The following is an 18,180-nucleotide window of genomic DNA, read 5'->3' on the forward strand; positions in this document are numbered from 1 at the left end:
GGTCAGGATCAATGAAGGGATCAGACCATGTCCGCCGATATCGTTCTCTGGGGCGCCGTGCTTGGCTTTACCTACCTCGCCGCCATCGCGGTCTATTTCGAACTGGTATCGGCCGAGCGCTGCAGGGTGCCTTCGACCAGCCATGGCTTTGGCCGCCATGCACGCCCTCGGCAAGCGAGGACCAGGCACCGGCGTCGAGGCATCGCAGAGCCATGAAACCCCGTATTGTCCTTGGATCCTTTCTGTTCGGCGTTGCACTCCTTTGGGCTTTCCCGGCTTCGGCTGGCGACAGTTTGCAAATCGCCGCCGGCAAGGCGCTGGTCGAGACAAACTGTTCGCGGTGCCATGCTGTTGGCCTGGCGGACAAAAGCACCCATCCGGATGCGCCACCCTTCCGGTCCTTGCATCGCCGCTATCCAATCGAGGATCTGCAAGAGGCGCTGGCCGAGGGTATCTCGACTGGCCATCCCGACATGCCGGAGTTTGTCGCCAAGCCCGACCAGATCGATGCCATTCTCACTTATATCGAGAGCCTTGGCCGGCACTGACAAATTGACCCTCGGCGCGGCGATCGCGCTGATGTGCCTCATCCATCGGCTGGGCGATCAATCCGCTTTCGTGGCGTGCGAGCCCAAGAGACCGAATTGCTTAGGGGTCGAACGAGGTGCCTTGCCGGCCTTTCACGATCGCAACGGCATCCTCGAGCCGACCGATCGCGGAGGGATTGCCGGTCGCCCGCACGAACTCTACCGCGGCATCGATCTTCGGACCCATCGAGCCGGCCGAGAAATCTCGTCCCGATATCTCCGTTGCCCCGACGCGCCGTAGCGCGCGGGCATCCGGCGTACCGTATCCCACATAGACGGCATCGACGTCAGTCAGCATAAGCAGCATGTCGGCCCTCAACTGGCGCGCCAGAAGCGAGCTCGCCAGATCCTTGTCGATGACTGCCTCCACACCGGACAGGCTGCCGTCGGCGCGCGCGGTCACCGGGACGCCGCCGCCGCCGGTGCAAATGACGATGACATCGTGCCCCACCAGATAGGAGATGACCGCGGCTTCGAGGATCTCCAGCGGGCGTGGAGAGGGCACGACCCGACGCCATCCTTTGCCATCGGGTGCGATTGCCCAGCCGCGCTGCGCTGCAAGTCGTCTCGCGGTTTCCTCATCGTAGACAGGACCTATCGGCTTCGTGGGATGGACAAAGGCCGGATCGCCCGGATCGACTTTCACCTGGGTGAGCAATGTCGCGAACAGCCTCTGATGGACGAGGTTGCCGAGTTCCTGTTCGATCATGTAGCCGATCATGCCGGCGCTTTCGGCGCCGAGCACGTCGAGCGGAAAGGCACCAACGTCCGGGATCGCGGCCGACTGCAGGGCAAGCAGCCCGACCTGAGGGCCGTTGCCATGCGTGATCACGACCGAATGGCCTTCGCCAATCAGCGAGGCCAGGGCCGAAGCCGCGCGCCTGACATTGTCGCGTTGATTGTCGGCGGTCATCGGCTCACCGCGCCGCAACAGCGCGTTCCCGCCCAGGGCAACGACGATACGCACCTCAGTTGCCGATCGTGGCGACGAGCAGGGCCTTGATCGTGTGCATGCGGTTTTCCGCCTGGTCGAATACGATCGAGGCGGACGACTCGAACACCTCGTCGGTCACCTCCATGCAGTCGATGCCGTATTCCTTTGCCACGAAGGCGCCGACTTCCGTTTCGGTATCATGGAATGCCGGCAGGCAGTGCATGAACTTGGCGTGGGGGTTGCCCGTGGCTGTCATCACCTCGCTGGTGACCCGGTAAGGTGTCAACAGGCGGATGCGTTCGGCCCAGCCGGATGTGTCCTCGCCCATCGACATCCAAACATCGGTGTAGACGAAGTCGGTGTCCCGCACGCAACCCGTCACGTCTTCATCAAGCCTGAAACGGCCGCCGCTTTGCGCCGCCAGCTCCCTGACGTGGTTGCAGAATTCCTCGTCCGGCCAAAGCTCCCTTGGCGAGGCAATGCGCATGTCGATGCCGACCTTCGCCGCTCCCCGCGCCAGCGACATAGCGACATTGTCGCGTCCCTCGCCGACGAAGGTGACGGTCACGTCCGAAAGATGTTTGTGGGTGAACTCGCGCATCGTCATGAAATCGGCAAGGATCTGCGTCGGGTGCGCCTCGTCGGTCAGGCCGTTGTAGACCGGCACGCCGGCGTGCGCGGCAAGCACTTCGGCCTGGTGTTGGCCAAAGCCGCGATACTCGATGGCATCGTACATACGGCCGAGCACGCGCGCCGTATCCTTCATGGATTCCTTGTGCCCGATATGGCTGCCGCTCGGGCCGAAATAGGTGACGTGGGCGCCTTGGTCATGGGCTGCCACCTCAAAACCCGTCCGGGTACGCGTCGAATCTTTTTCGAAGATCAGCGCAATGTTCTTTCTGGCAAGACGCGGTTTCTCATGTCCGGCAAGCTTGGCCGCCTTGAGATCGGTCGCCAGCTTGAGAAGGAAGCGAATCTCATCGGCGGTGAGATCGTCAAGGGTCAGGACGGAACGGCCGTGGAGGTTGATCGACATCGAGAAGTTCCTTTTTGGTCAGATCGCGTCGCGGACAATCGGGCAGGTCATGCAATGCCCGCCGCCACGGCCGCGACTGAGCTCAGCGCCCCCCACGGTGATGACTTCGATGCCTGCGCGGCGCAGAAGCGTGTTGGTGTAGACGTTGCGGTCGTAGCCGATGACAACACCGGGCTCGACCGCGACGACATTGTTGCCGTCGTCCCATTGCTCGCGCTCGGCCTCATAGCGGTCACCACCGGTGGCGATGATGCGCAGCGATTTCAGCCCGAGCGTCTCGGCAATGACCGTGGTGAACGGGTTTGTTTCCTCCGTGACCTCGACCGCCGCCTCGCCGTCGCCCGGCCGCAGCGTGAAGGCCCGCAAACGCTCGACCACCGGCGGGTACATGGTGACAAGGTCGCGGTCGCAGAAGGTAAGGACCGTGTCGAGATGCATGAAGCTGCGGTCGCGCGGCATCAAGGCCGCAATCACGCGCTTGGCTTCACCGGCCGCGAACAGCCCGCGCGCGAGGTCGCCTACGGCCTGAGGCGTGGTACGTTCTCCCATGCCGACAAGAACCGTGCCCCCGCCGATCGGCATGACATCGCCGCCTTCGAGGCTGAGTCCAGTCCCCTGATTTGGCGAGACGAAGGGGACGCCGCTGTCGCGAAAGCGGGGATGAAAGCGATAGACGGCTTCGACATTGGCCGCTTCCGGCCGCCTCGCGGGCCAGTACATGGCGTTGACCGAGACCGATCCATAGATCCAGCAGGAACTGTCGCGGGTGAAAAGCTGGTTCGGCAGCGGCGGAAGCACGAAGTCCTGCGGGGCCAGCGTCCTCCCGGTCAGACCTTTGGGCTCGAATGGAAGCTCGGCGCGGGCGATGCCGCCGACAAGATGGGCGGCAAGCTGATCCGACGGCAATTCGTTCAGCCATCCACGCATCTCGCCGACCATGTCGAGCCCCACCACGCCCGGATGAACGCGGCGGTCAAGGAGCCAGTCGCGGGCCTTGGCAATGTTCATCGTCGCTGCCAGGAGCTCCCCGAAGGAATGCACGAGCACGCCGCGTTCGCGCAAGGCATCGACAAAGACATCGTGCTCCTGGCGGGCTCGCTTGACCCACAACACGTCGTCGAAGAGGAGCGCCTTGCAGTTTTCCGGTGTCAGCCTGCGCAGGCTGAGATCCGGTCGATGGACCATCACCTCGCGCAGACGGCCGACTTCGGAGTGGACACCCAGGTTCGTCATCGAGCCGACCCCTTCACAGGGCGCTGACGGCGCCGGTCCACATCTCGTAGGCGGCGAGAATGGCGACGGCGACGAGGGCTACGGCGAGTGCCATTTCGACAGGGCGGAACACGCGTTGGTTGGTTTCGCGGCGCGCCCAGATGTAGAAGATGATGCCGGGCGCATAGAGGATCGCGCACATGAACAGGTAGGCGGGCCCGGCCGCATAGACGAGCCACAGGCCGTAGACCGTTGCCAGCGACCCGGCGATGAGCGGACCGGTGCGCTGTTCGCCACTCTTATAGCTCTCGCCGGTCAGCGCGAGCTTGGCCGCGTAGGCACCGGAAAAGATGTAAGGCACCAGGATCGCGGCCGAGGCGATGTAGAACAACCCCTGGTAAGTGCTCTGGGCGAAGAGCGTGATCACCAGGAATGCCTGGACGAGCAGGTTGGTGATCAGAAGTGAGGTCGACGGCACGCCGCGTTCGTTTTCGAGGCCGAAGAATTTCGGCATCGTCCCGTCCTTGGCGGCGACATGCGGAATTTCGGCGGCAAGCAACGTCCAGCTGAGGAAGGCGCCGGTCACCGACACCACAAGCGCGACGTTGATCAGGATAGCACCCCAGGGGCCGACAACCGCTTCCAGCACGCCGGCCATCGACGGGTTCTTCAGCGCGGCGAGCTCGGGCTGGCTCAAGATGCCGAGCGACAGCAGCGACACCAGGGCGTAGAGCGCGAGGCAGGTGAAGAAGCCGAGCACTGTCGCCGTGGCGATGTCCTTGCGGCGCTCGGCCCGGCCGGAAAAGACGCTGGCGCCTTCAATGCCGATGAACACCCACAGGGTCACCAGCATCGTGCTTTTCACCTGTGCGGCGATCGACCCGAGACTGGCGCTGCCCAGACCGGTGAAGTCCAGCGACCAGACCTGCAGTTTGAAGGCAACAGCGACAACCCCGACGAACAGGACGATCGGAGCGATTTTTGCCACGGTCACAATAAGGTTCACGACGGCGGCTTGCCGGATTCCCGCGAGGATCAGGAAGTGGATCAGCCACAGCAGGACCGATGCGCCGAGCACCGCCTGCCAGGTATTTCCATCACCAAAGGCCGGAAAGAAATAGGACAGGGCGCTGAACACGATCACCGCGTAGGAAACGTTGCCGACCCAGGCGCTGATCCAGTAGCCCCACGCGCTGTTGAAGCCGATGAAGGGGCCGAAGCCGGCCTTGGCGTAAGCGTATGGGCCCGCGTCGAGCTCGGGCTTGCGGGTTGCAAGCGATTGATAGACGAAGACCAGCGCCAGCATGCCGACGGCGGTGATCGCCCAGCCAATCAGGATGGCCAGGGGAGCAGCACCAGCCGCCATGTTCTGCGGCAGGCTGAACACGCCGGAGCCGACCATCGAACCGATCACGAGTGCGGTCAGGGAACCCAGTCGAAGTCTCGTTGGCGCCGCGGTGTCGACTTTCCGAACGGGAATGTTGATATCGGCCGTTGTCATGATGCTCTCCCCAATTTGAAGGCTCTGATGGAAGGCAATCAACAGGAAGACAGGGCTGCCAGCTTTGACGCCGGTCAAAAAGCAAACGATTTCCTATTTGTGGGCCGAGAGACAATCCCTGTATTTCGCGCGACCGGAATTCATTTGATCCTTATCAACGCCGAGCCGAGCTCGCCCCTCCATAGTCACACTTTCAATCGAGCGGGCGCGCCTCGCTTCGAGCAGAGGTGTGGCCATGAACAGCATTGCGTTGAGACAGGATGTAATCGATGAACTGGACTTCGAACCCAGCATCGATGCGGCCAATATAGGCGTCGCGGTCGACAAGGGTGTCGTGACCTTGACCGGACATGTTCCGACCTTCGCGCAGAAGGCCACGGCCGAAGATGCCGTTCGTCGCGTCAAGGGCGTACGAGGCATCGCGGAAGAAATCGAAGTCCGCCCTGTCGGCACCAATGTGACGGCCGACGACGAAATTGCAAAGCAAGCCCTGCACTCGATCAGCTGGAACACGGCCGTTCCCGACGGGGCGGTGCGGGTGAGAGTCGAGGGCGGGTGGGTGACGCTTACGGGAAAAGTCGAGTGGCAATACCAGAAAGCCATCGCCGCTGCCGTCATCCGGTACCTGACAGGCGTGCTTGGCGTCTCCAACGAGATCGAGTTGAAACCGCAGGCAGCTGCGTCGGATGTGAAGAAGCGCATCGAAGACGCGTTGAAACGAAGTGCCGAAGTCGAGTCGAAAGCGATCGAGGTCGAGGTCTCCGACGGCAAGGTCACCTTGAAGGGCAAGGTCGACAGTTGGGCGGGGCGTCGCACCATAGAGCGAGCCGCCTGGGCGGTGCCGGGCGTGCGGATGGTTGAAGACCATATTACAATCGCCTGATGCATCGAACTGGTGTCAGTCGCAAACCTGACGCGCCGCGACGCGGAAGAGTTCTTGCCGTGGCGAAGCGCGCGCGGGGGTTCGCACGCATACCCAGGTCTACCCGCTGGAACAGGCCAACCAGGCGTTGGATGATCTGAGGCAAGGGCGATTGAGCGGCGCCGCCGTGCTGGTGCCGTGAATGTTCAAGGGCGTTGACCGGCACTCACGCCCGGCGATCGGCGAGATCGGGCTTGGCGCACTGACCGATCGTCAGGCGATGTCGGCCGGTGCGGCCTTGCGTTTTCGCCCGGTGATCATGGCCCGGACCAGGTTTTCGCGGTGGCGAAGGCTTGCCAGGGCAACCCCTCCGATGTGCAGCAAGACAAGCAGCAGCAGGCCGTGCGCAGCGAGGCTATGCGCCGCCTCGACCCACGATACGCCGAAATAGGCGTCCGTCGTCATCAGCCAGCCGGTCAGCGCGGTCGACCCCATAGCCACCATCAGCACGATCACCATCGCACCGCCGGCGGGATTGTGGCCGATGTAACGGGCTTCGCGGCCGCTCAGTATTGCCGCGAGATAGCGCAGCACCGTCGCCGGGTGGCGCACGAATTGCGAGAACCGCGCGTAGTGCGTGCCCAGGACACCCCATAGGAGCCGCATTGCGACCAGCGCGGCGGCGGCGTAGCCGGCCCAATGGTGAAGGACCTCCGAGGAGTGAGAGGTGAACCAGGCGGTAATGAAGCTGAGCACCAGCGCCCAGTGGAAGCTCCGCACGACCCGGTCCCAGACGCGCACCATCTCCGGGGATGGATGCGCGTCCGTGATTGCCGAAGCACCCGGATCAATTCTCGCCGGCTTCGGCATTGTCCAGCTTTTCAAGGGTCTCGGCATTGTAGGCCAGGTTCACTTTCTTGCCGGCCTTGTCGACCGCGTAGACTTCGTAGCAGCCCTTCTCGACCTTGATCTGGCGAACGGTGAGGCCTTCGCCGGTCAATTGCGTTTCGAGCGTTGCCTTGGGCTTGAACTGCGATTTCGGCGCGGTGCTGCAGCTGCCGCCAGCGGCGAGGGCTGGCCCGGCAATTGATCCTGCCAGGGCGGCTAGCATGAGTGTGCGGTACATGATGGCTCCATTCTGAAGACGCCGATGTTGCGCCTGTGGGTGGGATTCGGATCGGCTTTGTTGGACGGCGATATGGCCGTCATTGGTACGGCATAGCCAATCCAAGCTGACAATCGGCTGACAGTCTCACCGGTCGCAGTCTCATTGGTCGGCGCCGGTGGTTTGATCTGGCGCAAGGACGGCATCCGCAAGCGCGAGCAGCATGGCGGTCGGGATTGAGGGCGCTTCCGCCGCCGTCCTGAAGGAGGATCGTCATGAAAACCACATCGACGACTGCAGCTTTCGGGCTCGCTGCCGCCATGCTCATGGCCGGAGGCGCGGTCCAAGCCGCCGCGCTTGTCCAAGTCTCGCTGTGGGACAAAGGCGCGAGCATGGAGATGCCGATGGGTCTTGCCTATGCAACGCCAGGCCTTGATCTGGCCAAGGCCACCATGGGCATCAAGGCCTTGCCTCGCGCGGTGAAGGCCGGGGAGGTTACATTCAACGTGAAAAATGACTCCAAGGACGGCGTTCACGAAATGATCGTGATGTACCTCGCCGATCCCAGCAAGCCGCTTCCTTACATTGAAGCCGAGAACAGGGTCGACGAAGACAAGGCCGGCGACAAGGGTGAGGTCTCGGAGCTCGATCCCGGCAAATCAGGTTCATTGACGGTCGAGCTGAAGGCTGGAAAATACCTGCTCATCTGCAACGTGCCAGGTCACTACGGGGCCGGCATGTGGACTGAATTCACCGTCGATCCGTAACGTGGACGGCGGTTCGCGGTCTGACGCTAGGAATGCCGGGAGGCCGTCGTGCAGGCAGACCGTCGTGCAGGCAGGCAAAGTCGCCTTCCAAAGCTTTCCCAAGTGATCCAAAGGCCAAATCGCGCGATCGGCCTGAGTCGTCACGGCCGTTCCACGCGGGCAACCTGATAGGTATGCATGGCACCGTTGCGCTCGACCGACACATATTCGCCGGTCACGAACAACTCGTCGCCGAGATGGAAACCGATCTCGTCGTCGCGATCGCCATCGGCGTAGTCGAAGAACCACTGGCCGCCCGGCTTGCGCCTCAACCGGCCGATCAGATCTTCCTCGCCGGTGCGGAACCGGCGAACACGGCAAGAGCCCCTGTGCGATCTCCACTCCTGCACATCGATGCGACCTTCGCCGGTCAATGGGGCCAGGAGATCATAGCCTTCCTGGCGGTCACCTTCCGGATGGCTTTTGTCGCGGGCAAGCAGCAACCGAATGTGACGGAATTTCGGGGTGAGATCCTTTGCAGTGGTCATGGCGAACTCCTTTGACGGAGTTCTATCTCGCGGTAACAGGATGTGGCTTGATCCGCATCAAGGAAGGTTAGAAACCTGCCTTTCCTCAAAGGTCCGCCCACACGATGAGCGGATCCATTCGCGCGGCGACATTCAGGCGGCGACCGTCGGCAGGCGGTCGCGAACCCACCTGACGATCTGGCCCGCGGTCATCGCGCCGGATGTGCGCGCGATCTCGCGCCCGCCGTGAAAGAGGATCATCGTCGGAATGCTACGGATACCGAACCTGGCCGCGACAGCCTGCTCATTGTCGGAATTGAGCTTGATCAGGCGAACATGCGGCTCCAACTCCTTGGCCGCGGATTCATATGCGGGAGCCATCGCCTTGCAGGGGCCACACCAGGGCGCCCAGACGTCGACGACGACCGGCAGGCTGCCGCGCGCGATCTGACAATCGAAAATGCGGCTGTCGACGTCTTCCGGGTGACCCGAAAACAGCACGTTTCCGCACTTGCCGCATTTCGCCTCCATCGCATTGCGGGCCGGCGGCAGGCGATTGACCCCACCGCATTTGCTGCAAACCACCAGATTGTGCTGTGCCATGGCCATTCACCGATCTCGTTCTCGACACCATTATGCGCGCCGCGGCCGTCCATCGCCAAGGGCGCGTAACGCGTTCAGGATTACCGCGACGTCGATCCCCTCCTGGATCAGCGCCCCGGCGACAGGCGTGATCTGTCCCATGGCCGCGGCCGCCATTGCCAGTCCCGACAGCGCCAGCCCGGCAACAATGCTTTGCAGGGCGATCGCCCGCGTTCGCCGTGCGATCCGCACCGCATCCGCGACCGGCTGCAGACGGTCGGTCAGCACGATGACGTCGGCTGCCTCGGAGGAGGCGGTCGCGCCACGTGCTCCCATGGCGACACCGACCGTCGCGGCCGCCAGTGCAGGGGCATCGTTGATACCGTCGCCGGCCATCATCGTCGGCGCCAGGGCTTTCTCGGCTTCGACGGTCGCGACTTTTTGGGCGGGGGTCGCGTCGGCCACAACGGCGTCGAGGTCGAGCGAAGCGGAAATGCGCTTCGCCGCCACGACATCGTCGCCCGTGAGCATGATCATGCGTGCAATGCCGGCCGAGCGCAGCTTGCCGATCGCATCCCGCGCATCGACGCGCAGGGCGTCCCCGAATGTGAATACACCGGCAAGCCGTCCGCCGAGTGCTACAAAAACCCTGAGCACCGGTTCGTCCCGGTATCTTTCTTCGCCGCTTTTCGCCCAACGGGGCAACGGCCTGTTGGCGAGCACGAGAGCCTGGGATCCCGCCGTGACAGGCATGTCTTCGACGCAGCCGGCCAGACCCGCGCCGCGATGCTCCCGCACATCATGCGGATGCGAAAGCATCAGATGCCTGGCGCGCGCCGCCCGGATGATCGAGTCGGCGAGAACGTGGTGCGAGGCCTGCTCCAGGGATGCCAACTTTTGCAGCAGATGGTCGGCATCGAGGCCGGGTTCAGCTTCAATCTCGATGAGTTCGGCGCCCCCGATGGTCAAGGTCCCCGTCTTGTCAAAGATCGCGGTCCTGACTTGGGCGAGGGCCTCCAGGGCCGCCGAGCCCTTCATCAGGATGCCGGCACGCGCGGCGCGCGATACGCCGCCGATAAAGGCAACCGGCGCGGCGAGGATGAGCGGGCAAGGCGTCGCGACGACCAGCACGGCGAGCGCCCGGATGGGATCGCCGGAGATGTACCAGGCGAGGCCGGAAACCAGCAAAGTGGCAGGCAGCAGGAACAGGGCGAAGCGGTCGGCCATGCGAATGAAAGGCGCTTTGACAGTCTGCGCTGCCGCGACCATGCGCACGATCGCGGCATAAGTGCTCTGGTCCGCGCGCGCGGAGGCCCGCATGTTGAAAGTTTCGCCCGCATTGATGGTTCCGCTGCGCAGCATGTCGCCCGCATTTCGCCGCTGCGGCAGCGGCTCCCCGGTCACCGCAGACTCGTCGAGCGATGCCGACGGGTCGAGCAGGATGCCGTCCACGGGCAGCAGCTCGCCGGCGCGCACCAGGAGATCGTCACCGACAGCGACCTCTTCAACCCGAACCATTTCTGTTCCATTCGCCGACCTGCGATGCGCGACACGCGGCGAGCGATCGGTCAATGCCTTGAGACTGCGCTCGGCGCGGCCGCGGGCAAAGTCCTCGAGCACGGTGCCGCCGGCATACATGATCGCGACCACCACCGCTGCCAGCGGCTGGCCGAGCAGCAGCGCAGCCGACATCGATACAAGCGCAATCGCATCGACGCCGAAGCGGCCGATCCAGAAATCACGCAGAATGGAGATGGCGAGAGCTCCGACCACAGGCAAGGTCGCGATCGTCCAGATCGTGTCGGCCTCAAGCGGGCCGATCCCGGTTTGCCGAACGACGAAGCCAATGGCAAGGCCCAGGATGGGCAAGACCAGCAACAGGCGTCGGAGGATGGACTCGTTCATGCGATGCCTTCCGATAGGTCGCTGCTCGCCAATTTCCGCCAGCGCTGACGCGCGCCGAACTCGACCGACAGCTAATCGCAAGAACTGGCGAACGCTTTGATCCAACGCAACGAACGGGCCGGATCGAACGGCGATCATCGCCACGAACAGGAGACGCAGGGGTGACGATCCGAAATCTGGAACATGCGTTCGCCCCGAAGTCGGTTGCCGTTTTCGGCGCATCGCCGCGTGACGGCTCGGTCGCCCGCGTCGTGCTCGAAAACATCGTCAGCGGCGGGTTCGAGGGTGATATCTGGGCGGTCAACCCGAAATACCGGCAAGTGGCCGGTCGGCCATGCTATCGCAAGGCGGCCGATCTTCCGGGTGTTCCCGACCTTGGTGTTATCGTCACGCCACCCGAGGCAGTTCCCGGCATCGTGCGCGACCTTGCTGACAAGGGCACGCGGGCGGCAGTTGTTATCACCGCCGGGCTTACGCGCGAGAACGGCCTGCGCCAGGCGATGCTCGATGCGGCCAGGCCCACTGTTTTCCGCATCATTGGGCCGAACACGGTCGGTCTGATGATCCCGCCGCTACGGCTCAATGCCGGATTCGCGCATATGGCGGCCGGGCCCGGCAACATCGCGCTGCTGTCGCAATCCGGCGCCATTGCCACCTCCCTCATCGACTGGGCGGCCGACAACAATGTCGGTTTCTCACAGATCGTCTCCCTGGGCGACATGGCGGATGTCGACGTGGGGGATTGCCTCGACATGCTGGCGGGCGACAGGCACACGCGGGCGATCGTGATGTATCTCGAAACCATTCCCAATCCGCGCAAGTTCATCTCGGCCGCGCGCGCGGCGGCTCGCATCAAGCCGGTGATCACGATCAAGTCGGGCCGGCACGAGCAATCCGCAAAAGCGGCCGCGACCCACACGGGCGCGCTGTCGGGGGCCGATCGCGTCGTCGACGCGGCATTGCTGCGCGCCGGCATCCTGCGCGTCAAAGGCCTGACCGAGCTGTTCGATGCGGTTGAAACGACCGCTCGTTTCGCTCCGTTGGAAAGAGCCCGCGTCGGCATCGTCACCAATGGCGGCGGCGCCGGCGTGCTTGCCGTCGATCAGCTCATCGAAGGCAATGGGGAACTGGCCGACCTGTCGCGGGAAACGATCGCCCGCCTGGATGGCATCCTGCCGGGCACATGGTCCCGCGCCAACCCGGTCGACATCATCGGCGACGCTCCGCCAGAGCGCTATCGGGCCGCGATCGAGGCCGTCGTGGCCGATGCCGGCACCGACGTCGTCCTGGTCATGAACTGCCCGACAGCGCTCGGCTTGCCGCTTGCCGCGGCAAGCGCGGTGGCGGCGCTCGCGCAAGACGGCAAGATTGACGGCAAACCTGTCCTGACCTGCTGGCTCGGTGAACACACGGCGCGCGCCGGGCGACAGATCCTTCAGAATGCCGGCATTGCCAGCTTCGAAACGCCGGCGGATGCCGCAACCGCCGTCTCCTACCTCAGTGAGTGGTCGCGTGCCCAGCGGGCATTGATGCGCACCCCGCCGAACCGCGGCGTTGACAATGCGAGCCACCGAGAAGCCGTGCTTGCCTTGTTCCGGCAGGTCGCGAAGGAGGGGCGGCGAATGCTGACCGAGCCCGAAGCCAAGGCGGCAATTTCCGCCTACGGCATCGCGGTACCGGAAACCATCGTCGCCAAATCTCCTGCCGAAGCGGAAGCGGCGGCTGGCCGGCTCCTCGAGACGTCCGAACAGGTCGTGGTCAAGCTCCTATCCAAGACGATCTCTCACAAGTCGGATGTTGGCGGGGTTGTGCTCAACATCGTCGATGCCGCGGCAGCAGGGGAGGCGGCGCGCGCAATCGAGGCGCGCGTGCGCAAGCAGACGCCGCAAGCCGATATCGAGGGCTATGCCGTTCAGCCCATGGTGGTGCGAAAGCAGGCGCAGGAGCTCATCCTCGGCATGAGCCGGGATCCGATCTTCGGGCCGGCCATCCTGTTTGGAGCCGGCGGCGTGGCGGTCGAGGCGATAGATGACACAGCGATCGCGTTGCCCCCGCTCGACGATGTCCTTGCCGGCGACCTGATCGGGCAAACGCGGATCGGCCGCCTGCTCGCCGGATACCGCGATCGCGCACCGGCGCACCGGCAGGCGATCATCGCGGCGCTGAACGGGCTGTCGCAGATGATCGTCGACTTTCCCTGCCTCGTTTCGATGGACATCAACCCGCTGTTGGCCGACTCCGACGGCGCGATTGCGCTTGACGCCCGCATCGAGATCGAGCCGCAACGCGTCGAGGAGGCGGGGCCGAACCCGGCGCTTGCCGTCAGGCCTTATCCGTCGGGTTGGGAAAGGGAGTTTTTGGGAGGCGCTACGAACTATCACATCCGGCCGATCAAGCCGGCCGACATCGCGCTCTATCCCGAATTCCTTGCCAGGATTTCACCAGACGATCTGCGCCTGCGTTTTCTGTCGCCGCGCAAGAGCTTCTCCGACCAGTCGCTGAAGCGGCTCACCCAACTCGACTACGACCGCGACATGGCCTTCGTCGCCCTGGAGACGAACTCCGGTGCGCTGAGCGGCATTGGCCGCCTGTCTTGCGATCCGGACCACGCTGTCGCCGAATATGCCTTGCTGGTGCGTACGGATCTGCAAGGTCATGGTCTGGGCTGGGAGTTGCTCAGGCAACTGGTCGATTATGCCAAGGCCGACGGCATCGATCGAATCGAAGGGATAATGCTTGGCGAGAACACGACAATGCTGGCCATGTGCCGCGAGTTCGGCTTCTCGACAAGGCGTCATCCCAGTGAACCCGGCCTTGTCGAGGCAACTCTCGAACTCCGTTGAGGCCATCGCCTTGCCGCGCCGGAGGCTTATGCGCAGCCGTCGGGCGCATCACTCCGGGAGACCCGTCTCAACTCCGCGACAATGTCGGCGAGTTCTTGATCGGCGTCGACTTCTTGCCAGTTGGAACGGGTGGTATTGCGCTGCAATTGCCTGGAGAGGATATCTATCGTGGCGTCTGAAGGACCGCCCTTGCGTTCACTGACTCGCCGCCAAAGCACGAGCGGGTCGGCCTCCAACCAGAATCCGTAAAATTCCACAGCCCGGCTGCGCGCCGCGTTCTCGATCCGCTGACGATCGGCCGGTCTGTCGAACACAGCGTCGGCGACGACCGAGCCGCCCTCCGAAAGGATCAGGCCGGCGCGCCAGGCCATGTCGCGATAGACGCGGTCCGAAACGTCCGGCCGGTAGGCTTTGTCCGGCAGCCTGGTCTCGGCCGGCACACCATGCATGGCCTTGCGGATACGGTCGCTTTCGACAATGCGGGCGCCGGGCGGCGCGCCTATATGGGCGGCGAGCGCCTCCGCGACGGTCGTCTTGCCGGAGCCGCTGAGGCCACCGATGGCAACGAGCCGCGGCGGTGTTTCCTGGAGAAATGTTCGGGCAAGGTCGAAATAGGACCTGGCCTCGGCGGTCAATTTGTCGGAATTGGCACTGCCTTCCGCGACCTGCGTTGCGGTGACATGCGCCCGGACAGCAGCCCGCACCGCCATGAAGAAGGGCAGCAGGATGAAACCGTCCTCATCGTCGGCTTCATCGAGATAGCGGTTCATCACAAGATTGGCGTACTGCGGTAGACCGCGATGCCAAAGATCCATCAACAGGAAAGCCAAATCGTACAAAACGTCGATGGTGGCGATCTGGTCGTTGAATTCGATGCAATCGAAGAGGCGGGGCTCTGCGTCGAGAAGGCAGATGTTGCGCAGATGCAGATCGCCATGGCAGCGGCGGATCCTGCCTGCGGCTTCGCGGCGGTCGAGCAATCCTGAATGCCCGGCCAGGGCAAAGCGGAAGGCGTCGCCAAAGGTCTCGATTTCCGCCTTTGTGAAAACATGGCTGGTGGCAAAGCCGGCCTCGTTGATGTCGAGCACGCCAGCCAGGTTGGACGAGCCGGTGCCATTGTGGATCGTCGGCGCGGCACGATGGTAGCCGACGATCATGCGCGCAACCGCCGTCATCAGCGACGGCGTCAATTCTCCCGCGGCGGCCATGCGATCAAGAAGCCTTGACTGGTCGAAGCGGATCATCTCGATCGCCGCGTCGACCATCCGCCCGGTGCCGTCAAAAGCCAGTTTGCCGGACGCCTCGCGCGTGATACGACGCACTCCCAGATAAAGGCCGGGAGCGGTCTTTGAGTTGAGCTCCACCTCTTTCTCGCAGGCGGCGAGCCTGAGGGCCGGCGCCGAGAAGTCGACATAGGGCAGCTTGACCGCGCGTTTCATCTTGTAGGCGCGGTCGCCAGTCAGAAAAATACGCGAGATATGCGTCTCGATCGCCTCGACAGGCCCAGTCGCGCCGTATGAAACAGGATCGGACAGAAACGCGGTAGCGGCTTGCTGGTCGTCAATAATCAGGGCCGGTCTCCTTGGTGCGTCTTGCGCAATTCGTTTCCGCGACCTGGGCTCATTGCTGCAATGTCCGGACATAACCCGCCAATTCATGGATCCGTTCCTCGGTAACGATCTCTCCCGCGTTCGGGCCGATCTGGTGGTCGTGGGCACCTATGGTCATTCCCGGTTGCGCGAGCGCATTTTCGGAGGGGTCACCAAGTCCATCAAGGCACGACTACTCGCTTGCTTCTCGGCCGGACACCTGTTCGATCAGAATCCGAAAGAAGACGTGCGGTGCACTGTCTGCCGTCAGAGGGAGGACGGGCTTGAGCGCGCCAGGCTCCCACCAGTCGGAATGCTTGCTCAAGACCGACCAGGCATGATCCCGTTGAAGCTTGTGGCCAATCCGGTCGGTGAGTTCTTCATAGCGGCCATCGACAACGACGCTCTTCCATGCCCGCCCCTGGCCATGTTCGTCGACCTGGACGGACACCAGCGGATTTGCCCGCATCCATTCGATCTTCTTGCCAGGCAGGGAAAATGCGTAGAGATGAGCATCCGAGTACGCGTAGTAAAAGGGCACGACGTAGGGCTGCGCGTCCTTTGCACAAGCCAGCCGGCCAACACGATTGGCCGTCAGCAATTTGGTGCATTCCAAAGCGGAAAGCGTGCGGATCAGCATCGATGCGATCTCCTGTTCTTCTCGGTTTTTGAGGGCTGGCCGGCCGGCGGTAGCGCCAGCACAACGGACTGTTGAAACTGAAGGCCTTGCAGTTCCATGCCGGGCTTCATCCCAGCGTCTTCCCAGTCCTGGAACATGGGTCAATCCACCGGCCACAATCTGCCGAGCGACTTTTTCAGAGAGTTCCTGACGTGAACGATTTCGCCATGCGAAATATGACGGTCCAGAAGCTTGAACACAGCAGCGATCGCGACATCGAAATCGATTTCCTCATCGCAACCGAAACCGTTCCGGACGTTGAGAACAAAATCGCGCTTCTTGTGGTCATGGTTGGTGGCCGATGGGTTCCAGCCTTCGAAGTACATGCCGCGAACCAAGACCGGCAGTTGTGCCGAGAGATCCGCCATTTCCGCTTCGCTCAGCCAGTCCCGCAGCGTATGCAGGACACATCGCAGCAACCGGCAAGCACTTGGTTCGCTCCAGCGGAGATCCCTGGCAAGTTCCTTGACCCATTGCTGGGCCTGTTGCGCGGCGTGGCTCAGGTCGCCAAAGGACGTGTGGGACATGTGGCTCATGGTCGGCTCCTCCGGGATTTGCCGTCATACTGGAGCCAACGGAGCACCAGGGCCTTGCGCCGGATCAAATGGTTCTCCCGTAAAACCTTTTGGCGTGGGTCGCCTAGCCGCCCGACTTTGGCACCAGAAGCGGAATGATGCGGTCGCTTTTCGCCACCGAAGGGCGTCCGGCCGAGCCATAGGGAATGCCGAGCGCGTCCCAGGTTTCGACCAGCGCGTCCTGCAGTTCGGCGATCAGCGCGTCGGAGTGGAACGGCGTCGGCGTGATGCGCAGCCGCTCCGTGCCGCGCGGCACGGTCGGGTAGTTGATCGGCTGGATATAGATGCCGTGCACGCCAAGCAGGCGGTCGCTGGCCATCTTGCACAGTTCGGGATCGCCGACCAGCACCGGCACGATGTGGGTCGCAGAGTCCATCACCGGCAGGCCGGCGGCCGACAGGATCTGCTTGGTCCGGCTCGCCTGCCGTTGCTGGGCGTCACGCTCGGCCTGCGAGCGCTTGAGATGGCGGATCGACGTCGTGGCCGCGGCCGCGACCGCCGGCGGCAGCGCGGTGGTGAAGATGAAGCCCGGCGCGTAGGAGCGCACCGCGTCGATGACGGCGCTGGTGCCGGTGATGTAGCCGCCCAGCGTGCCGAAGGCCTTGGCCAGCGTGCCTTCGATGATGTCGATGCGGCCGGCCAGGCCCTCGCGCTCGGTGATGCCGCCGCCGCGCGGCCCGTACATGCCCACCGCATGGACCTCGTCGATATAGGTCATGGCGTTGTAGCGCTCGGCGAGTTCGACGATCTCCTTGATCGGCGCGATGTCGCCGTCCATCGAATAGACGCTCTCGAAGACGATCAGCTTGGCGCGTTCGCGGCCCGCCGCCTGCAGCAGGCTTTCCAGATGCGCGACATCATTGTGGCGGAAGATCTTCTTCTCGGCGCCCGAGCGCCGCACGCCCTCGATCATGGAGGCATGGTTCAGTTCGTCCGAGATGATCAGGCAATTGGGCAAAAGCCGTGCGATGGTCGAGATCGAGGCTTCGTTGGAGACGAAACCGGAGGTGAAGACGAGCGCCGCTTCCTTGCCGTGCAGGTCGGCGAGCTCATGCTCGAGCTCGACCAGCGGGTTGGACGTGCCGGAGATGTTGCGGGTGCCGCCGGCGCCGGAGCCCATCCTGCCGGCCGCGTCCTGGAACGCGGCGATGACGTCGGCGTGCTGGCCCATGCCGAGATAGTCGTTGGAGCACCAGACGGTGATTTCCTCGGCGCGGCCGTTGCAACGCCAGATGGCGCGCGGGAACTTGCCCGCGATGCGCTCCAGGTCGGCGAAGACGCGGTAGCGACGCTCGGCATGGAGCTGGTCGATCGCTTCCTCGAAGAAACGCTGGTAATTCATGTCGAGTCTCCTAAATTGAAAAGCCGAGCGGCTGCAGCGCCGGTCGAGCGCTTCGGCGCCACCTATGAGATCGGCGCCGTGCCGCTGAGCGAGATCCCATGCCACCGACACGCGAGGCACCGGCGTTGCATCGACGTCCAGCTGAATCATGACAG

General features: G+C 63.5%; 18 protein-coding genes and 2 pseudogenes. 7 read left to right on the forward strand and 13 right to left on the reverse strand.

Annotation, left to right across the window (positions count from 1 at the left end; translation table 11 throughout):
• Positions 1-27: 27 nt before the first annotated feature.
• Entirely contained in the window at positions 28-216 is a 189-nt protein-coding gene (locus LB556_RS22775) for a hypothetical protein (protein ID WP_224569968.1), read from the forward strand.
• Positions 213-548, forward strand: coding sequence for a c-type cytochrome (locus tag LB556_RS22780; RefSeq protein ID WP_224569969.1), 336 nt, complete (start codon positions 213-215; stop codon positions 546-548). The genes LB556_RS22775 and LB556_RS22780 overlap by 4 nt, the downstream gene beginning before the upstream one ends.
• A gap of 100 nt (positions 549-648) precedes the next feature.
• Here the strand turns inward: LB556_RS22780 and arcC are convergent, their stop codons facing one another.
• The 4 genes from arcC to arcD are packed head-to-tail and all read right to left on the reverse strand — an operon-like array spanning position 649 to position 5,270.
• Positions 649-1,554: a carbamate kinase gene (gene arcC, locus LB556_RS22785; protein WP_224569970.1), complete on the reverse strand. Its 906-nt coding sequence runs from the start codon at positions 1,552-1,554 to the stop codon at positions 649-651.
• Between the two features lies 1 nt (position 1,555).
• Complete coding sequence (argF, locus tag LB556_RS22790) at positions 1,556-2,557, reverse strand: ornithine carbamoyltransferase (protein ID WP_224569971.1); 1,002 nt, start codon at positions 2,555-2,557, stop codon at positions 1,556-1,558.
• 18 nt (positions 2,558-2,575) lie between these two features.
• The gene (locus LB556_RS22795; RefSeq protein WP_224569972.1) at positions 2,576-3,790 is read right to left on the reverse strand and encodes an arginine deiminase; all 1,215 of its coding nucleotides are present in this window, start codon (positions 3,788-3,790) and stop codon (positions 2,576-2,578) included.
• A gap of 13 nt (positions 3,791-3,803) precedes the next feature.
• Positions 3,804-5,270, reverse strand: coding sequence for an arginine-ornithine antiporter (gene arcD, locus LB556_RS22800; RefSeq protein WP_224569973.1), 1,467 nt, complete (start codon positions 5,268-5,270; stop codon positions 3,804-3,806).
• A 235-nt stretch (positions 5,271-5,505) separates the two neighbouring features.
• Between arcD and LB556_RS22805 the strand changes: the two genes are divergently transcribed.
• Complete coding sequence (locus tag LB556_RS22805) at positions 5,506-6,153, forward strand: BON domain-containing protein (RefSeq protein WP_224569974.1); 648 nt, start codon at positions 5,506-5,508, stop codon at positions 6,151-6,153.
• A gap of 9 nt (positions 6,154-6,162) precedes the next feature.
• Positions 6,163-6,334 (forward strand): annotated as a pseudogene (locus LB556_RS22810) (alcohol dehydrogenase); the annotation flags it as partial.
• A 71-nt stretch (positions 6,335-6,405) separates the two neighbouring features.
• Here the strand turns inward: LB556_RS22810 and LB556_RS22815 are convergent.
• Together LB556_RS22815 and LB556_RS22820 are read right to left on the reverse strand one after the other, a co-directional pair.
• Positions 6,406-6,936, reverse strand: coding sequence for a cytochrome b/b6 domain-containing protein (locus LB556_RS22815; RefSeq protein WP_224570022.1), 531 nt, complete (start codon positions 6,934-6,936; stop codon positions 6,406-6,408).
• Positions 6,937-6,979: 43 nt separating this feature from the next.
• Positions 6,980-7,258 carry a PepSY domain-containing protein gene (locus LB556_RS22820; RefSeq protein WP_224569975.1) on the reverse strand — a complete coding sequence of 93 codons (279 nt, stop codon included), beginning with the start codon at positions 7,256-7,258 and terminating at the stop codon, positions 6,980-6,982.
• A gap of 254 nt (positions 7,259-7,512) precedes the next feature.
• Between LB556_RS22820 and LB556_RS22825 the strand changes: the two genes are divergently transcribed.
• The gene (locus LB556_RS22825) at positions 7,513-8,004 is read left to right on the forward strand and encodes a plastocyanin/azurin family copper-binding protein (protein WP_224569976.1); all 492 of its coding nucleotides are present in this window, start codon (positions 7,513-7,515) and stop codon (positions 8,002-8,004) included.
• 140 nt (positions 8,005-8,144) lie between these two features.
• On the opposite strand, the gene LB556_RS22830 is transcribed toward LB556_RS22825, so the two are convergent.
• The 3 genes from LB556_RS22830 to LB556_RS22840 form a co-directional block, all read right to left on the reverse strand.
• On the reverse strand, positions 8,145-8,531 hold the full coding sequence (locus tag LB556_RS22830) for a hypothetical protein (RefSeq protein ID WP_224569977.1): 387 nt from the start codon (positions 8,529-8,531) through the stop codon (positions 8,145-8,147).
• A 132-nt stretch (positions 8,532-8,663) separates the two neighbouring features.
• Entirely contained in the window at positions 8,664-9,113 is a 450-nt protein-coding gene (trxC, locus tag LB556_RS22835; RefSeq protein ID WP_224570023.1) for a thioredoxin TrxC, read from the reverse strand.
• Positions 9,114-9,143: 30 nt separating this feature from the next.
• The gene (locus LB556_RS22840) at positions 9,144-10,997 is read right to left on the reverse strand and encodes a heavy metal translocating P-type ATPase (RefSeq protein ID WP_224570024.1); all 1,854 of its coding nucleotides are present in this window, start codon (positions 10,995-10,997) and stop codon (positions 9,144-9,146) included.
• Positions 10,998-11,158: 161 nt separating this feature from the next.
• Between LB556_RS22840 and LB556_RS22845 the strand changes: the two genes are divergently transcribed.
• Entirely contained in the window at positions 11,159-13,840 is a 2,682-nt protein-coding gene (locus LB556_RS22845) for a GNAT family N-acetyltransferase (RefSeq protein WP_224569978.1), read from the forward strand.
• A 26-nt stretch (positions 13,841-13,866) separates the two neighbouring features.
• On the opposite strand, the gene LB556_RS22850 is transcribed toward LB556_RS22845, so the two are convergent.
• The gene (locus tag LB556_RS22850; protein WP_224570025.1) at positions 13,867-15,411 is read right to left on the reverse strand and encodes an AAA family ATPase; all 1,545 of its coding nucleotides are present in this window, start codon (positions 15,409-15,411) and stop codon (positions 13,867-13,869) included.
• Between the two features lie 121 nt (positions 15,412-15,532).
• Here LB556_RS22850 and LB556_RS22855 point away from each other — a divergent pair.
• A pseudogene (locus tag LB556_RS22855) lies at positions 15,533-15,613 on the forward strand (universal stress protein); the annotation flags it as partial.
• A 9-nt stretch (positions 15,614-15,622) separates the two neighbouring features.
• Here LB556_RS22855 and LB556_RS22860 read toward each other — a convergent pair.
• The 3 genes from LB556_RS22860 to hemA all read right to left on the reverse strand — a co-directional run bounded on the left by LB556_RS22860 (position 15,623) and on the right by hemA (position 18,025).
• On the reverse strand, positions 15,623-16,069 hold the full coding sequence (locus LB556_RS22860; protein ID WP_224569979.1) for a pyridoxamine 5'-phosphate oxidase family protein: 447 nt from the start codon (positions 16,067-16,069) through the stop codon (positions 15,623-15,625).
• A 140-nt stretch (positions 16,070-16,209) separates the two neighbouring features.
• On the reverse strand, positions 16,210-16,644 hold the full coding sequence (locus LB556_RS22865; protein ID WP_224569980.1) for a DUF2267 domain-containing protein: 435 nt from the start codon (positions 16,642-16,644) through the stop codon (positions 16,210-16,212).
• A gap of 103 nt (positions 16,645-16,747) precedes the next feature.
• Positions 16,748-18,025 (reverse strand): 5-aminolevulinate synthase, encoded by a 1,278-nt coding sequence (hemA, locus tag LB556_RS22870; RefSeq protein ID WP_224569981.1) that lies wholly within the window; start codon positions 18,023-18,025, stop codon positions 16,748-16,750.
• Between the last annotated feature and the right edge of the window lie 155 nt (positions 18,026-18,180).

Source organism: Mesorhizobium sp. ES1-4, from assembly GCF_020164745.1.
GTDB lineage: Bacteria > Pseudomonadota > Alphaproteobacteria > Rhizobiales > Rhizobiaceae > Mesorhizobium.

What these genes read in the sequence shown, in the direction of transcription:
- arcD (WP_224569973.1), bottom strand. Translation starts at nt 5,270, where the DNA reads ATGACAACGGCCGATATCAACATTCCCGTTCGGAAAGTCGACACCGCG.
- hemA (WP_224569981.1), bottom strand. Translation starts at nt 18,025, where the DNA reads ATGAATTACCAGCGTTTCTTCGAGGAAGCGATCGACCAGCTCCATGCC.
- LB556_RS22830 (WP_224569977.1), bottom strand. Translation starts at nt 8,531, where the DNA reads ATGACCACTGCAAAGGATCTCACCCCGAAATTCCGTCACATTCGGTTG.
- LB556_RS22820 (WP_224569975.1), bottom strand. Translation starts at nt 7,258, where the DNA reads ATGTACCGCACACTCATGCTAGCCGCCCTGGCAGGATCAATTGCCGGG.
- LB556_RS22805 (WP_224569974.1), top strand. Translation starts at nt 5,506, where the DNA reads ATGAACAGCATTGCGTTGAGACAGGATGTAATCGATGAACTGGACTTC.
- LB556_RS22825 (WP_224569976.1), top strand. Translation starts at nt 7,513, where the DNA reads ATGAAAACCACATCGACGACTGCAGCTTTCGGGCTCGCTGCCGCCATG.
- argF (WP_224569971.1), bottom strand. Translation starts at nt 2,557, where the DNA reads ATGTCGATCAACCTCCACGGCCGTTCCGTCCTGACCCTTGACGATCTC.
- LB556_RS22865 (WP_224569980.1), bottom strand. Translation starts at nt 16,644, where the DNA reads ATGAGCCACATGTCCCACACGTCCTTTGGCGACCTGAGCCACGCCGCG.
- LB556_RS22860 (WP_224569979.1), bottom strand. Translation starts at nt 16,069, where the DNA reads ATGCTGATCCGCACGCTTTCCGCTTTGGAATGCACCAAATTGCTGACG.
- LB556_RS22780 (WP_224569969.1), top strand. Translation starts at nt 213, where the DNA reads ATGAAACCCCGTATTGTCCTTGGATCCTTTCTGTTCGGCGTTGCACTC.
- LB556_RS22815 (WP_224570022.1), bottom strand. Translation starts at nt 6,936, where the DNA reads ATGGTGCGCGTCTGGGACCGGGTCGTGCGGAGCTTCCACTGGGCGCTG.
- LB556_RS22840 (WP_224570024.1), bottom strand. Translation starts at nt 10,997, where the DNA reads ATGAACGAGTCCATCCTCCGACGCCTGTTGCTGGTCTTGCCCATCCTG.
- trxC (WP_224570023.1), bottom strand. Translation starts at nt 9,113, where the DNA reads ATGGCACAGCACAATCTGGTGGTTTGCAGCAAATGCGGTGGGGTCAAT.
- LB556_RS22775 (WP_224569968.1), top strand. Translation starts at nt 28, where the DNA reads ATGTCCGCCGATATCGTTCTCTGGGGCGCCGTGCTTGGCTTTACCTAC.
- LB556_RS22795 (WP_224569972.1), bottom strand. Translation starts at nt 3,790, where the DNA reads ATGACGAACCTGGGTGTCCACTCCGAAGTCGGCCGTCTGCGCGAGGTG.